Origin of the sequence: Curtobacterium sp. AB451 (genome assembly GCF_050585845.1) — a bacterium.
Taxonomy (GTDB): domain Bacteria; phylum Actinomycetota; class Actinomycetes; order Actinomycetales; family Microbacteriaceae; genus Curtobacterium.
In genome coordinates this window covers 448,802-461,875 of sequence record NZ_JBOBQG010000003.1, presented here as the reverse complement: position 1 = coordinate 461,875, position 13,074 = coordinate 448,802, and the positions used below count along the sequence as shown (strand labels likewise).

General features: G+C 72.9%; 13 protein-coding genes. 4 read left to right on the top strand and 9 right to left on the bottom strand.

The annotated features are described in order from the left end of the window. Nucleotides 1-13 precede the first annotated feature (13 nt). Both ACQXVK_RS09130 and ACQXVK_RS09125 read right to left on the bottom strand, forming a co-directional pair. Nucleotides 14-442: a hypothetical protein gene (locus tag ACQXVK_RS09130; protein ID WP_430853345.1), complete on the bottom strand. Its 429-nt coding sequence runs from the start codon at nt 440-442 to the stop codon at nt 14-16. Between the two features lie 1,008 nt (nt 443-1,450). After that, nucleotides 1,451-1,987, bottom strand: a complete 537-nt coding sequence (locus ACQXVK_RS09125) for a GNAT family N-acetyltransferase (protein ID WP_430853344.1) — start codon at nt 1,985-1,987, stop codon at nt 1,451-1,453. 339 nt (nt 1,988-2,326) lie between these two features. Between ACQXVK_RS09125 and ACQXVK_RS09120 the strand changes: the two genes are divergently transcribed. Genes ACQXVK_RS09120 through ACQXVK_RS09110 form a run of 3 tightly spaced genes read left to right on the top strand, consistent with a single transcriptional unit; the run spans nt 2,327 to nt 4,190 of the window. After that, complete coding sequence (locus ACQXVK_RS09120) at nt 2,327-2,632, top strand: EthD family reductase (protein ID WP_430853343.1); 306 nt, start codon at nt 2,327-2,329, stop codon at nt 2,630-2,632. Next, entirely contained in the window at nt 2,629-3,546 is a 918-nt protein-coding gene (locus ACQXVK_RS09115) for an NmrA family NAD(P)-binding protein (RefSeq protein ID WP_430853342.1), read from the top strand. The genes ACQXVK_RS09120 and ACQXVK_RS09115 overlap by 4 nt, the downstream gene beginning before the upstream one ends. Before the next feature lie 35 nt (nt 3,547-3,581). Continuing rightward, nucleotides 3,582-4,190 (top strand): dihydrofolate reductase family protein, encoded by a 609-nt coding sequence (locus ACQXVK_RS09110; protein ID WP_430853341.1) that lies wholly within the window; start codon nt 3,582-3,584, stop codon nt 4,188-4,190. Nucleotides 4,191-4,280: 90 nt separating this feature from the next. On the opposite strand, the gene ACQXVK_RS09105 is transcribed toward ACQXVK_RS09110, so the two are convergent. From ACQXVK_RS09105 to ACQXVK_RS09090, 4 genes are all read right to left on the bottom strand, one after another. Continuing rightward, nucleotides 4,281-4,952: a response regulator gene (locus tag ACQXVK_RS09105; protein ID WP_430853340.1), complete on the bottom strand. Its 672-nt coding sequence runs from the start codon at nt 4,950-4,952 to the stop codon at nt 4,281-4,283. Then, nucleotides 4,949-6,376, bottom strand: a complete 1,428-nt coding sequence (locus ACQXVK_RS09100) for a sensor histidine kinase (protein WP_430853339.1) — start codon at nt 6,374-6,376, stop codon at nt 4,949-4,951. Before ACQXVK_RS09100 ends, ACQXVK_RS09105 begins: the two co-directional genes overlap by 4 nt. Beyond that, nucleotides 6,363-7,385: a CPBP family glutamic-type intramembrane protease gene (locus ACQXVK_RS09095; protein ID WP_430853338.1), complete on the bottom strand. Its 1,023-nt coding sequence runs from the start codon at nt 7,383-7,385 to the stop codon at nt 6,363-6,365. The genes ACQXVK_RS09100 and ACQXVK_RS09095 overlap by 14 nt, the downstream gene beginning before the upstream one ends. A 152-nt stretch (nt 7,386-7,537) precedes the next feature. Then, complete coding sequence (locus ACQXVK_RS09090) at nt 7,538-8,533, bottom strand: glycoside hydrolase family 16 protein (RefSeq protein WP_430853337.1); 996 nt, start codon at nt 8,531-8,533, stop codon at nt 7,538-7,540. A gap of 315 nt (nt 8,534-8,848) precedes the next feature. Here ACQXVK_RS09090 and ACQXVK_RS09085 point away from each other — a divergent pair, with 315 nt between their 5' ends. Further along, nucleotides 8,849-10,294, top strand: coding sequence for an amidase (locus ACQXVK_RS09085; protein WP_430853336.1), 1,446 nt, complete (start codon nt 8,849-8,851; stop codon nt 10,292-10,294). A 274-nt stretch (nt 10,295-10,568) separates the two neighbouring features. Here the strand turns inward: ACQXVK_RS09085 and ACQXVK_RS09080 are convergent, their stop codons facing one another. Genes ACQXVK_RS09080 through ACQXVK_RS09070 form a run of 3 tightly spaced genes read right to left on the bottom strand, consistent with a single transcriptional unit; the run spans nt 10,569 to nt 13,062 of the window. Then, nucleotides 10,569-11,351: an ABC transporter ATP-binding protein gene (locus ACQXVK_RS09080; RefSeq protein ID WP_402263396.1), complete on the bottom strand. Its 783-nt coding sequence runs from the start codon at nt 11,349-11,351 to the stop codon at nt 10,569-10,571. Beyond that, complete coding sequence (locus ACQXVK_RS09075) at nt 11,348-12,166, bottom strand: ABC transporter ATP-binding protein (RefSeq protein WP_430853335.1); 819 nt, start codon at nt 12,164-12,166, stop codon at nt 11,348-11,350. The genes ACQXVK_RS09080 and ACQXVK_RS09075 overlap by 4 nt, the downstream gene beginning before the upstream one ends. Beyond that, nucleotides 12,163-13,062 (bottom strand): ABC transporter permease, encoded by a 900-nt coding sequence (locus ACQXVK_RS09070; protein WP_430853334.1) that lies wholly within the window; start codon nt 13,060-13,062, stop codon nt 12,163-12,165. The genes ACQXVK_RS09075 and ACQXVK_RS09070 overlap by 4 nt, the downstream gene beginning before the upstream one ends. Between the last annotated feature and the right edge of the window lie 12 nt (nt 13,063-13,074).

The window sequence follows — 13,074 nt, the reverse complement described above, 5'->3', positions numbered from 1 at the left end:
AGCGGCCGACCGGTCAGACGTCCCCGAGCACCTTCCGCCAGGCGGCCGTCAATGTCGCGTACTCGTCGTCCGAGACGAGGTCACGGACCCCGGCGGCGAGCACCGCGGATCGGACCGCCTCCTCGGCGCCCGCCCGGTCGCGGAGGCGCGCATCCGAGTGTCGCACCGCGCGTCCGGCCTGCTGCGCGGCCTCGATCTCCTCGACGCGGCCCGCTGCTCCTGCGGCCTCGAGCGCGTGCTGCCACGCGGCCACGAGGTCGGCGTTCGTGACCATCCGCCCGTCAGCGCCTCCCTGGATCGCGAGGGATGCACTCGGTTCCGGCAGCAGGATGCCTTCGTCGGCCTTCCACGCAACGTCGAGCGACTCTGCCTCGTCGGCGGTGATCCGCCCGGCTCGCTCGATCATGGGCTGCAGTCCGGCATTGCTGATGTCGTCCGACACTCTGTCCTCTCCGACCGACGCGCTCGCGTGGTCCGGTCCATCCTGGTGGCTCGCCCACGTCCCGCGCACAGGCGCCACCCAGAGGAGGACGAAGCGTCGCGATGGGTCATCAGTCGTCGGAGGTTCTGACGCATCGAGCCGGCGCATGGTGGACTGGCAGCATGCGCATCCGATCCGCGGCGGTCGTCCGAGGGAGACGAGCCACGCGCGGCGACGACTGTCGCCGTGCAAATAACGTGTCTCCTTCGCACGCAACTTGCCGCCGTCGCGCGGGCGGGTGTCGCCACGGTCCTTCCCGTCAGGCCAGGACCGGGCAGCTCGCGTGACAAGTCCGCATGACGCACCTCCTCGCAATAGATCGCGGACCAGCTGTGTGAGACGGAGACTGCCGGGAGCAAGCGCGAGTAGGAACGCCTCAGCGATGCAGTGACCTCGGTCGTAGCCAGAGACCCGCGTGCGCGACGCTGCCGAGTCCGGCTGCCGATCGGCTATTGAACGGGTGAGCGGGAGGCGCTTCGCCGAGTAAGGGGCAGGAGAGCGACGGGCGCGACGGCGAGAGCGGCGCCGATCATTGCCACGGCCGTCATCGCCCAGTCTGCCTCAGGGATTGTCACGTGTTGACCAGACGGGCCGGAGAGCGTGCAGTCGGTACCGAGCGGCCAGTACGACGGGGTGACGCTGACGCCGACCCCTTCACTGACTACCGCACCGACAGCAGCGGGGTTCGTGATGCAGTCGGCTCCATCGTCGCCTCCGACGAGGCGTCCCTGAGCTGCGATCACTGCACCGCCGACGAGCATCAGGCCGACGGCGACGGCGACCGCAGTCAAGAACCAGAAGCGCGCCCAACCCCATCCGGTCGGTTGATCGTCGCGTGCACCCATGACCTCGAGTCAAGCCCATCAATCCGAAGCACGCTGCCCGGAACATACTGATCCGCCGTGGTCTACCGGACGCCCGACAGAGGCTTCCTGCTGCTCATCGGTCGAGCGTCCGGTCGCCGATTGGCTATCGAGACGTCATTGGACAGGCCGGAAGGACCGATGAGCGCGATCCTCCCGGCCTAGTTCCCATTGCCCGGGCGTAGTCGACAGTTGGGTACGGGATGAAACCAAGGGATTCGTACAGCGCTCGCGCCGGCGCGTGGAACTCGTCACCACCGGTCCCGATGTGCACGACGGTCACTCCGAGCTGGTCGAGGCTGTTCAGAACGGTCGAGCAAAGGGCTCGTGCGACTCCTCGACGTCGAGCGTCCGGGTGGACAGCGACCATCTCTAGCCGTCCGGACAAATCGCCCGTGGTGTTCCAGCCGACGTATCCGAGGGGCTTGCCGTGTTCTTCCGCAAGAGTGATGAACCGACCCTCGTGGGGAGCGAGCAAGGACGGGACCTCGTGGCGGTAGTCGTCTTCCCAGCGTCCGTGGTCGTGCGCGGTCACGTCGGGTCGAAGTTGAACGAGCGAGCCGGCGAGAAGCGGCCGAAAGACCTCGATCGTCAAGTCGGTCAGCGCGGGAAGGTCGAGCGGGGTGCAGTCGCGGATGTGCATGGTGCGCTTCTTTCGTGAGCTGTCGGAAGGCTCCACGCCCGTCATCGGGGTGGAGGAGAGCGACGGCCGGGGCCGTCCCTTCAGTAGCGCGTGCGCCAGCTCGCGAAGCAGTCCATGCGGCCACGGTACCCAGCGGGACGGCGCCGGGGAAGAGTCCGCCTGCCTTTCGACTATCGGGACCGCCGCAGAGCTGTCGGCATTGCGACAGGATGTTTGGTCGAATCGAGAGACACGGGCGAGGTCGCCGAGACTCGTGAGCCGGGGTGGCGACAAGTTCTGAGTCCGTCGACATCGACGTTCCCTCGGACGGCGACAGCGACCAGGGAGAACACTGGCCCCATGACGACCAAGATCACCCTCATCATCGACAACCCGGCCGACCCCGCCGCCTTCGAGCAGGCCTACCCCGCGCTCGAGGAAGCAGCCGGCGCCCTGCCGGAGCTCCGCCGTCTCGAAGCCGGCAAGGTCTGGCCGAAGGAGGACGGCACGCCCACCCCGGCCCACCGGACGCTCGACCTGTACTTCGACTCCTACGACGACGCGTCGAAAGCGGTCGCCGGCGAGGAAGCGGGCGCCTTCTTCGGCCAGCTCGGCGCCACCGGAGCGACGTTCACCGGGCTCTTCTCCGACGTCGAGAAGGCGTGACCACCACCGTCCTCGTCGCCGGCGCGACCGGTGACCTCGGCGGACGCATCGTCCGGGCACTCCGGCGGCACGACACCCACGTCCGGGTCCTGACCCGGCCCGGATCCACGGCGACCCCACCGAACGAGGGCGACGACCACGTCGAGGTGGTCCGGGCCGACTACGGAGACCACGCCGCCCTGACGGCGGCGCTCGCCGGGGTCGAGGTCGTCGTGTCCGCGGTGAGCGGCACGCGCTTGGTCATCGTCGATGCGCAGCGTGCGCTGCTCCGGGCAGCGGTGGACGCCGGTGTCGAGCGGTTCATCCCGTCGGACTACGCAGCCGACTACCGCTCGATCACCCCGGGGACGAACCGGAACTTCGAGCTCCGGCGCGAGTTCGCCGCCGACCTCGATGCCGCCCGCATCCGGGCCACCTCGGTGCTGAACGGCGCGTTCACCGACATGCTCACCGGGCAAGCACCGCTCATCCTGTTCGACCGGCAGCGGGTGCTCTACTGGTCCTCGGCCGACCAGGTGCTCGACTTCACCACGAAGGACGACGTCGCCCGCACCACGGCGCTCGTCGCGCTCGACCCCGACGCACCGCGGTTCGTCGAGGTCGCGGGGGACCGGGTGACCTCGCGGAGCATCGCCGACACGATGTCCCGGCTCACCGGCAGGCCCTTCCGGCTGCAGTGGGCGGGAACCGCGTCGACGCTCTCGGCGATGGCCCGGGTCGGACGACGCCTGTCGAAGGCCGGCGACGACGAACCGTTCCCGGCGTGGCAGGGCATGCAGTACTTCGTCAGCATGTTCAGCGGCGAGGCCACGCTGCACCACGTCGACGACGAGCGGTACGGTGCAGAGGGCTGGACGACGGTGCGGGACGTGCTCGCCGAACACGTCGGAGCCGGAGCCCTCGACGGAGCCTGAGCCCCGAGCCTGATCCCCAGAACGGAAGCGACCCGATGACCGACACCACCTGCCACATGTCGATCTCCCTCGACGGGTTCGTCGCCGGGCCGGACCAGGGGCTCGACCAGCCACTCGGACGCCGGGGCGGCGAGCTGCACACCTGGCACATGCCCGGCGCCGACGTCGGTGAGGCGGACCGCACCGCCGCCGGGTGGCTCATGCGTCCCCGCGGCGCGTACGTGATGGGTCAGAACATGTTCGGACCGCCCCGCCACGAGCGACCGGACGACTGGACGGGCTGGTGGGGTGACGAACCGCCGTACCACGCCCCGGTCTTCGTCCTCTCGCACGCCGCACACGACCCGATCGCGCTCGACGGCGGCACGACCTTCCACTTCGTCACCGACGGCTTCGACGCCGCCTACGCCCGAGCCGTCGAGGCGGCCGGCGACGCCGGTGTCGACATCGCCGGCGGTGCCGCGACGGTTCGCCAGGCGCTCGCCGCGGGCGTCGTCGACGAGCTCACACTCGACATCGCCCCGGTGCTGCTCGGCTCCGGGGAGCGGATCTTCGAGGACGGCGCCGAGACGTTCGACTTCGTGCCGGTCGACGTCCTGCACTCGCCGCTCACGACCCACATCCGGTACCGCCGCCGCGCCTGAGCACCACCGCAGACCGCACGCGCACGCGACCGCGCGCGCACACGCGCCCGCGCACGAACAACGCACGCGCACGCCGACGCACCGAGCCCGTCACGACCCGTCCGGCACCGTCACGATCCGGTTCTGGTACGCCCAGACGACCGCCTGCAGGCGCGAGCGCACCCCGAGCTTCGGCAGCATCCGGGCGAGGTGCGACTTCACCGTGGACACCTCGACGACGAGCGCGGCGGCGATCTCCTCGTTCGACATCCCCTGGGCGAGCAGCAGGAGGACGTCGCGCTCGCGAGCGGTGAGGACCTCGTCCGCCCGGTCACCGGACACCGGCTGCAGGCTCCGCCGAGCGACGAACTCGCGCAGCACCCGTCGGGTGAGCGCCTGGTCGATGGTGCCGTTGCCCGCCGCGACCTGCCGCACGGCACCGACGATGACGTCCGGCTCGGCGTCCTTCAGCAGGAAGCCGGACGCACCCGCCTCGAGCGCCCCGAACACGAGGTCGTCGAGGTCGAACGTGGTGAGCACGAGCACCGGGACCGCCGGGTCCGCCCCGGGGCCGCAGAGTTCGCGCGTGACCTCGATGCCGTTCCGCACCGGCATCCGGATGTCGAGGCAGGCGACGTCGGGCCGGGTGCTCCGGGCGAGCGCGAGCGCCTCACCGCCGTCGGCGGCGACCGCGACGACCTCGATGTCCGGTTCGGCGGACAGCAGCGCGGTGACGCCGGCTCGCACCAGCGGCTGGTCGTCCGCCACGAGCACCCGGATCACCCGGCCACCTCCGGAGCGTCGGCCGACGCGTCGGCGTCGGGCCGTGCCTCCCGGCCCGTCACCAGCTCGACCGTCCAGCCACCGTCTCCGGTGGGACCGACCTGGAGGCGCGCCCCGACCAGTTCTGCCCGCTCGCGCATGCCACGCAGTCCGTTCCCACCCGCGGGCGAGCTGCCGGCGGACGGTGCGGTGGGCACCCCGTTCTCGACGCGGACCGTCAGCTGGTCGGGGTCGCGGTCGTCGACGGTGACCGTGCACGGCCCACCGGCGGCGTGCAGGGCGACGTTGGCAAGCGCCTCCTGCACGGTGCGGTAGGCGACGAGCTGGGTGAGCGGGCCGATGCCGTCCGCCAGCGGGTGCTCGCCCGGCAGGACGGCGAGGGTCACGGCGCTCCGCAGTCGGGCGTGCTCGACCAGGTCGACGATGCCGGCGACGGTCTCGACCGCGGTCTCGGCGGGGGAGTCGTCGCGGAGGAGTCCGACGAGGCGCCGGAGGTCCTCGAGGACGGCCGTGCTCTGCTCCCGCACCTGCCGGACGCCCTCGTGCGCGCCGTCCGGATCGGTGTCGATCTGGCGGTCGACGACGGCCGACATCAGGGCGATCCCGGACAGGTGGTGGGCGGCGATGTCGTGGAGTTCCCGGGCCATGGCGGCGCGCTCGCGCGACACGGCGGCCTCGACGCGGGCGTCCTGCTCCCGAGCGACGGCGGCGGCTTCGGCGCTGCGCGCGTCGGCTGCCGCGCTCCGGGCGTCGGCCGCTGCGCTGCGGGCGTCCGCCTCGGCACTCCGGGCGTCCGTCTCGGCACGACGGGCTGCGCGGAGCTCGCGGCGGGACCGGACGACGAGCGTCACGACGAGGGGGAGGGCGACCGCTCCGACCGCCTGCAGCACGCCCTGACCGGCCGCGGCTCCGAGCCCGGACGCCAGGCCGCTGCGCACCCCGCCGGAGCCGACGGCCGACGAGGCCCCGGTCCCGATCGCCACGAGGACGGCGGATGCGGTGACCGCCGGCCAGAGCCGGGGCAGCGGGATCCGGAGCGTGGCGAGCACGACGGCCACGACGACGGGCAGCGCGGTGAGGCCGTACGCGCTGCTCGGTGCCACGAGGGCGAGGAGGATCGGCAGGGCGCCGACCACCAGCAGCACGGAGCGGGGCGCCCGGCGGGCGCCGAGCAGCACGGCCGACTGGGCGACCAGGGCGATCGCGAGGAGGGTCCACGCCGTCCCGCCGACGTCGGGGAACCCGGGGCCGGTGCCCGAGGTGCCCGCGGTGTCCGGGTCGAGGGCGTCGAGCGGCGGCAGGCCGAGCAGGAGCCCGAGCGTGACCACGGCGGTGCCGGCGGCGACGAGCAGGTCGGTCCCGCGGCCTCGTCGGACGGGCACGCCGCGTGCGTCGCGTCGGTCGGGCGCGTCAGCGGGTGCCATCGTTCGATCCTACGAGTCGAGGCGTGCCGACGGCGGCGGTCCCGGTCCCGGTGCTGCCGTCGGTGTCGGTGTCGGCGCCGGTTGCGATCCCGCCGCGACCGCCGCGTCCGCCGCCGGGGGAGCCGAGCCGCCCCCGTGTCGCCACGAGCAGGACGAGCGCCGCGACGGTCGACACGATCGCGAGGCCGTGCATCATCGTCCCGGCCGTCATCCCCGGGTACATGTCGGCCCAGAGCGTCGAGATGGTGTTGTTGACGCCGACGTGCAGCAGCAGGGCGACCGGCAGGCTCTCGCCCGTGCGGTTGAACACCCACGTCATGACCACGTTGAAGGTGATCGTGAAGAGGGCGAAGACGAGCGGCTCCGTCCAGTGCGCGTCCGGCCAGCCGCCCCAGTCGCTGAGGTAGAGCGGCATGTGCCAGAGCGCCCACAGCGGACCGAGGACGGCCGCGGCACCGAGCGGGCCGAACCGCTCCTGCAGCCGGGGCAGGGCGAAGTCGCGCCAGCCGGGCTCCTCGGACAGTCCGGTGGAGAACAGCTGCACGACGAGCCCGGGCACGAGGGCGAGCAGCGCGAGCGCACTCGGCGCCTGCACCTGACCGCCCGCGAAGGGCAGCCCGGTGGCGACGATGAGCGCGGGCACGCCGACGAGGGCGAGGGCGTACCAGTACCAGGCGACCCGCCAGCGCCAGAGCCGACCGACCCAGCGGCGGAGACCGGGTCGGCCGTCCGCGATCGCGGTGACGAGGAAGGCGCCGCCGAGCGGGCCGAGCAGCGCCCCCGGCAGGACGCCGGTGAACTGCGCGGTGCCGAGGAACTCGGGGAAGTGCAGGTCCCAGACGCCGAGGCCGTGCGGCGACAGGACGTAGGGGATCCACGCCAGCCAGCTGAGGCCGAGGGCGAGGGTGGCGAACGCGGCGAGCGGGTGCCGTGCGACGACGCCGCCGATCCCCGTCCGACGGGCTGCGCGTGTGCCGGTGGTGTGCCGGTCTTCGGTGCTGATCGTCATGGCGACGACGCTACGAACGGCGCTGCCCCCGGACGACCGACGGAGGGACGCACTCCGCGGGGTTCCTCCGAAAGGATGCACCGCCGTGGACGCGGGACCACATGACGGGAGGCGCGGTGCCAGCTGGCACCGCGCCTCCCGTCAGCACTCCGTCAGTCCCAGATCGAGACCCAGTCGATGTCGACGTGGCCGCTCGCGGACGCCGGCACCTCGCCGCCGATGGCGGTCTCCGCCTGCAGCGTCACGCGCATCGGCTCCGTCGGGACCGCGCTGTGCGTCGTCGAGACGAGCGCGCCGTCCCAGTAGAACCGGACCGCGCCGTGGTCCCACTCGGTGGTCGCGACGTGGTAGCCGCTGCTCTGCGTCGACGCCGAGTGCTGCTGGATCGAGCTGTCGAACGTCATCATGCCGTTGCGCAGCGTGCCCGGGATCGCGGACGCCGGTCGGACCGTGCTGCCGAGGTCGCCCTCGGGCCAGTCGATCTCGCCCTCGTTCCAGTCGTTGCTGCTCGGCCAGAGCATCCCGACGAACTTGTAGCCCTCGGTGTTCGTGGTCTTGTACCGGATCGACACGCGGCCCGTCGTGTGCGGCTGGTAGTCGTCCGGCAACACCGTGGCGACGAGCGGCTGCCCGTCCTCGGAGTGCAGCCAGAAGTCGAGGTTCCCGTTCGACACGCTGAGCACCTTGTCCGGCGCGTAGTACCCGCGTCCGCTGGTGTCGCTGTAGCCCGAGTACGCCCCGAGCCGCGGGTAGGCGCTGAGAACGCTGCCGAGGCCGGCGTCGGTCGTGAAGTCATCGGCGTACGACTGCTTCCACGTCCGCCCGTTCGACGTGACGTCGCCCCGCGGCACCGACGTCGAGTCAGTCGCGGTGGCGGCCTGAGCGGCGGCTGCCGACGTGGCGGTGGCGGTGGCGGTCGGCGTCGGTCGTGCGGTGATCCGAGCCGACGCGGTCGACGACGACGCCGACGGTGACGCCGTCCACGGAGCAGCCGTCGGGGTGGCGTGCGCGGTGCTCGTGGCCGAGGGCTCGCTGGTCGGCGTCCCGGTCGCCGACCGTGCCGTGGCCGCTCCTCTGGTCGCGGCATCGGTCTCGTTCGCGTGCTGCGTGAGCCCGAGCACGAGGGCTCCGCCCGCGACGATCGCCATGCCGGCGACGACCCGCCGCGTCCTGATCCGTCCGTTCTGTTCGCGAGCGCCCCTGCGACGCCCCTTCCCCCTGTTTTCCCCCTGCCCCCCGTGGAGTTCCCTGTCGTTGTCCCTGGTCAACACGTGGCCCTGTTCCTCCTGAGGTTGGTGGTGCGACGCGGAACCGTAACCCGTCCGGTCCGCAGTCCGCCGGTGGATCGTCCAGGCTCGGGATGAGGGCGGCTCGTGGATGCCGCCCGATCGGCCCCCGAACGAGGGACACGTCACTGAATGAACGTTCAGGTGAATTTCCGGCCCCGCCTAGGCTGGGGTCTCGTGTTCGAACTCCACCACCTCACCGCGCAGGAACTCTGGGACTGGATCCGACGGGGCGACGCCACCGCCCTCGAGGTCACCGAGCACTACCTGGCGCGGATCGCCCGGCTCGATCCGGCGCTCGGCGCCTTCGTGACGGTCACCGCCGACGCCGCACGCGACCGTGCCGAGCACCTCGGTCACCGCGTCCCGACGTCCCGACCGCTGTGGGGGCTCCCGTCTGCTGACAAGGACCTGTACGACCGTGCCGGGGTCCGGACACGGCACGGCACCACGAGCCTGCCCGAGCGTCCCGCGCCCGTCGACCACCCGCTCGTCGCGGCGCTCGACGCCGCCGGCGCCGTGAGCCTCGGCAAGACCGCGTCGCCCGAGTTCGGGATGTCGTCGTCCTCCGAGACCCGCTTCGGCGTGACCCGGAACCCGTACGACACGAGCCGCGCGCCCGGCGGGTCGTCGAGCGGCGCGGCGGTCGCCGTCGCCGCCGGACTCCTGCCGGCCGCTGTCGGCACGGACGGCGGCGGATCGGTCCGGATCCCGGCCGCGGCGACCGGGCTCGTGGGGCTCAAGCCGAGCCGCGGGCGTGTGCCGTCGATGCCCGGACGCTCGGGCGTCGGCGGCCTGTCCGTCGCGGGCCCGATCACGCGGACGGTCGCGGACGCGGGCATGCTGCTCGACGCGCTCGTGGCGCCGACCGGACTCCCGGAGCCGCACCCGTACGCGCTCGTCACGCCCGACGTCGGCGAGGGACCGTTCACCGCCGCGGCCGTCCGGGGTGAGGGGCGCTTCGTCGTCGGACTGCTCGAGGGCTCCCCGTGGGACGACACCGTCGACGTGGTGGTCGACCCCGCGGCACGCGCCGCCGTCGAGACCGCCGTCCGGGTGCTCGGCGAGGTCGGACACGGTGTCGAGGACGTCCGGATGCCCCGGGCGCCCTACGCCGACGCGTTCCGGGTGGCGTGGGAGTCGAGCGCCGCCCGGTTGCCGATGGTCCCCGGGATCGACCTGACGGAGTTGACGCCCCTGGTGTCGTGGCTCGTCGACCGCGGCCGCACCCTGACCGGCACGCAGGTGCTCGACGCGATGACGGCGCTCGACACGTTCTCGGCCGCACTCATCGGCACGTTCGACCGGTTCGACGCTGTCCTCACGCCGACCCTCGCGCTCACGCCGCGGCCGCTCGGCTGGTACGGGGACGACCCCGAGGAGGACTTCCGCCGCCAGTGCGCGTACTCACCGTGGACGTCGATGGCGAACGTGGCCGGACTGCCGGCGATCACGCTGCCCGTCGGGGTGACGGACGAGGAGCACCCGGACGGCGCCGGACTGCCGATGGGTGTGCAGCTCATCGGGCGTCCCGGTGGCGAGCGGGTGCTCCTGGCGATCGGCGCGCAGCTCGAGCGGCGGCTCCGGTGGCAGCGGCGGCACCCGGCGGCCTGGACCGCCTGAGCGGACGGCGCCGGGCGCTGGCGTGCGTCGAGCCCCTCGGGGACGGCGAGCCCCTCGGGGGCGGCGAGCCAGTCGGGGGCGGCGAGCCCGTCGGGGGCGCCGAGCCCGTCGGGGCGCCGAGCCGGTGCGACATCGTCGTGGTCGTACGACGTCGGAGATGTCGCTCCTGCGCGTCCGCAACGGTTGCGCGCGCGGGGGAACGACATCGTCGCTGTCGTACGACGTCGACGATGTCGTTCCGAGTCCGCACCCGACGACGCACCACAACCCAGCGCTACGGCAGCGTCGGCGCCGCCTCCACCAGGGCCCGGGTCACCGGGTGCTCCGGCGCGTCGAGCAGGGACACCGGCCCGTGCTCGACGATCCGCCCCGCGGACATCACCGCCACGGTGTCGCACAGCCGCTGCACCACGCCGATGTCGTGCGACACCAGCACCAGGGTCAGCCCGAGGTCGTCGGCAAGCGACCGGAACAGGTCGATGACGCGGGCCCGCACCACGACGTCGAGGGCGCTCATCGGTTCGTCGCCGAACAGGATCCGCGGGGAGTGCACCACCGCTCGTGCGATCGCGATGCGCTGGCGCTGCCCGCCGGAGAACTCGTGCGGGTACCGGTCGACGGCGTCGGCGGGCAGGTCGACCCGCTCCAGGACGTCACGGACCAGCTCGCGGTGGTCGCCGTCGATCCGCAGCGCCCGGAGCGGTTCCGCCACGATCGCACCGACGCGCATCCGCGGGTCGAGCGAGGCGTACGGGTCCTGGAAGACCACCCCGGTCTCGCGACGGAACCAGCGCATCGCGGCCGCTGATGCGGACGCCACCACCGGACGACCGGACGCGGTCACGGTGCCGGCGGAAGGCGCCTCCAGGCCGGCGAGCAGCCGCACCAACGTCGACTTGCCGGAACCGGACTCGCCGACGATCCCGAGACGCGCGCCGGGCGCGACGGACAGGTCGACCCCGTCGACCGCGGTCCGGACGGGGCCTGGCTCGAACGGGCCGCGGCGGGGGAGTCGGTAGGTGCGGTGCAGGCCCTCGGCGTGCAGGACGTCGGTCATGCGGAGTCTCCGGTCCGTGGGGCACGGCGGGCGGTGGCGCGGGCGGCGTCGACGAGCGCGGCCGTCGCGGGGTGCTGCGGCGCCGCGAGGAGTCCGGCGACCGAGCCCTGCTCGACGACCCGGCCGGCGTCGAGGACCACCGCGGTGTCGGCGATCCGTGCGAGGACGGCGAGGTCGTGCGTGACGAACACCATGCCCGCGGTGAGGCCCTCGAACAGCTCGAGGATGCGCGCCTCGGTCGTGACGTCGAGCGCGGTGGTGGGTTCGTCGGCGACGAGGTAGGACGGCTGTCCCGCCATCGCCATCGCGATGCAGATCCGCTGCCGCTGCCCACCGGACAGCTGGTGCGGGTACTGCCGCACGAGCGACTCGGGGTCCGGCAACCCGACCCGGACCGCCAGGTCGAGCGCCCCTGCCGCTGCCGCGCTTCGGTCGAGCCCGCGGTGCAGCCGCAGCGGTTCCGCGATCTGCGCGCCGACGCGACGGAGCGGGTCGAGCGCGGTGCCGGGTTCCTGGAAGACCATCCCGATGCCGGCGCCGCGGTGGCGGGCCCGCTCACGGTCGGGCAGGCCGACGAGCTCGGTGCCGTCGAGCCGGATGCTGCCCGTGACGCTCGCCCCCGCGGGCTCGAGACCCATCAGGGCGAGCGAGGTCATCGACTTGCCCGACCCGGATGCGCCGATGACGCCGACGCGACGGCCGGGAGGCACGGTGAACGTCACGTCGTCGAGGATCGTCCGACGGTCGATGCGGACCGTCAGTCCGCGCACCTCGAGCCCGGAGGCTCGGGTGCCCGACGTGGTCGCGTCGCTCATGCGGTCACCCCCGTGCTCGTCGGCGTCGGGTCGTCCGGCGTGCGGGGCGTCGCCGCACCACCGGCCGCACGGTCGCTCGTGGTCAGGCGCGGGTCGGTCGCGTCGCGGACGGCGTCTCCGAGCAGCGACAGGGCCGCGACGACCAGGGCGATCGCCGCACCGGGCCAGGTCGCGCTCCACGGGTGCACGCCGATGTACGTCTGCAGGTCGGACAGCAGGCTGCCCCACGAGGCCGTGTTCGAGCCGGCGCCGTAGCCGAGGTACGACAGGCCGGCCTCGGCGAGGACGGCGGTCGCCATCGCGAGCGACAGCTGCACGGTGAACAGGGGCGCCGCGTTCGGCACGAGGTGGCGGAACAACACCCCGGCACCGCCGACGCCCGACGCCCGCGCCGCGGTGACGTAGTCGCTCCGGGCGATGCGGCGGATCTCCCCGCGGGCGACCCGGGCGATCGTCACGCCGAAGGACAGGCCGACGCTGACGATCACGACGCCGAGCGACCCGCCGGCGATCGCGGTGAGGAGCATCGCGGTCAGGAGGGTCGGGAACGCCACGAGGATGTCGAGCAGGACCGCGGTGCCCTCGCGGACCCAGCGCGCGGTGAGCGAGCCGATCGCGGTGAGGACCATGCCGACGACGCTCGCGATCACGCCGGAGCCCACCGCGACGAGCACGGTCGTGCGGGTGCCGGCGAGCAGGTAGCTCGCGATGTCCCGACCGGAGGCGTCGGTGCCGAACCAGTGCGCCGGGCTCGGTGGTTCCCACTGGTGGAAGGGGTCGGCGCGGAAGGGGTCCTGCGGCGTCCAGACGAGCGACACCGCGGCGAGGACGAGGAGCAGGCCGAGGACGACCACGGCGAAGACCCCGGTCGGTCGGGCGACGAGTCGGCGGATCACGCGGACACCCCG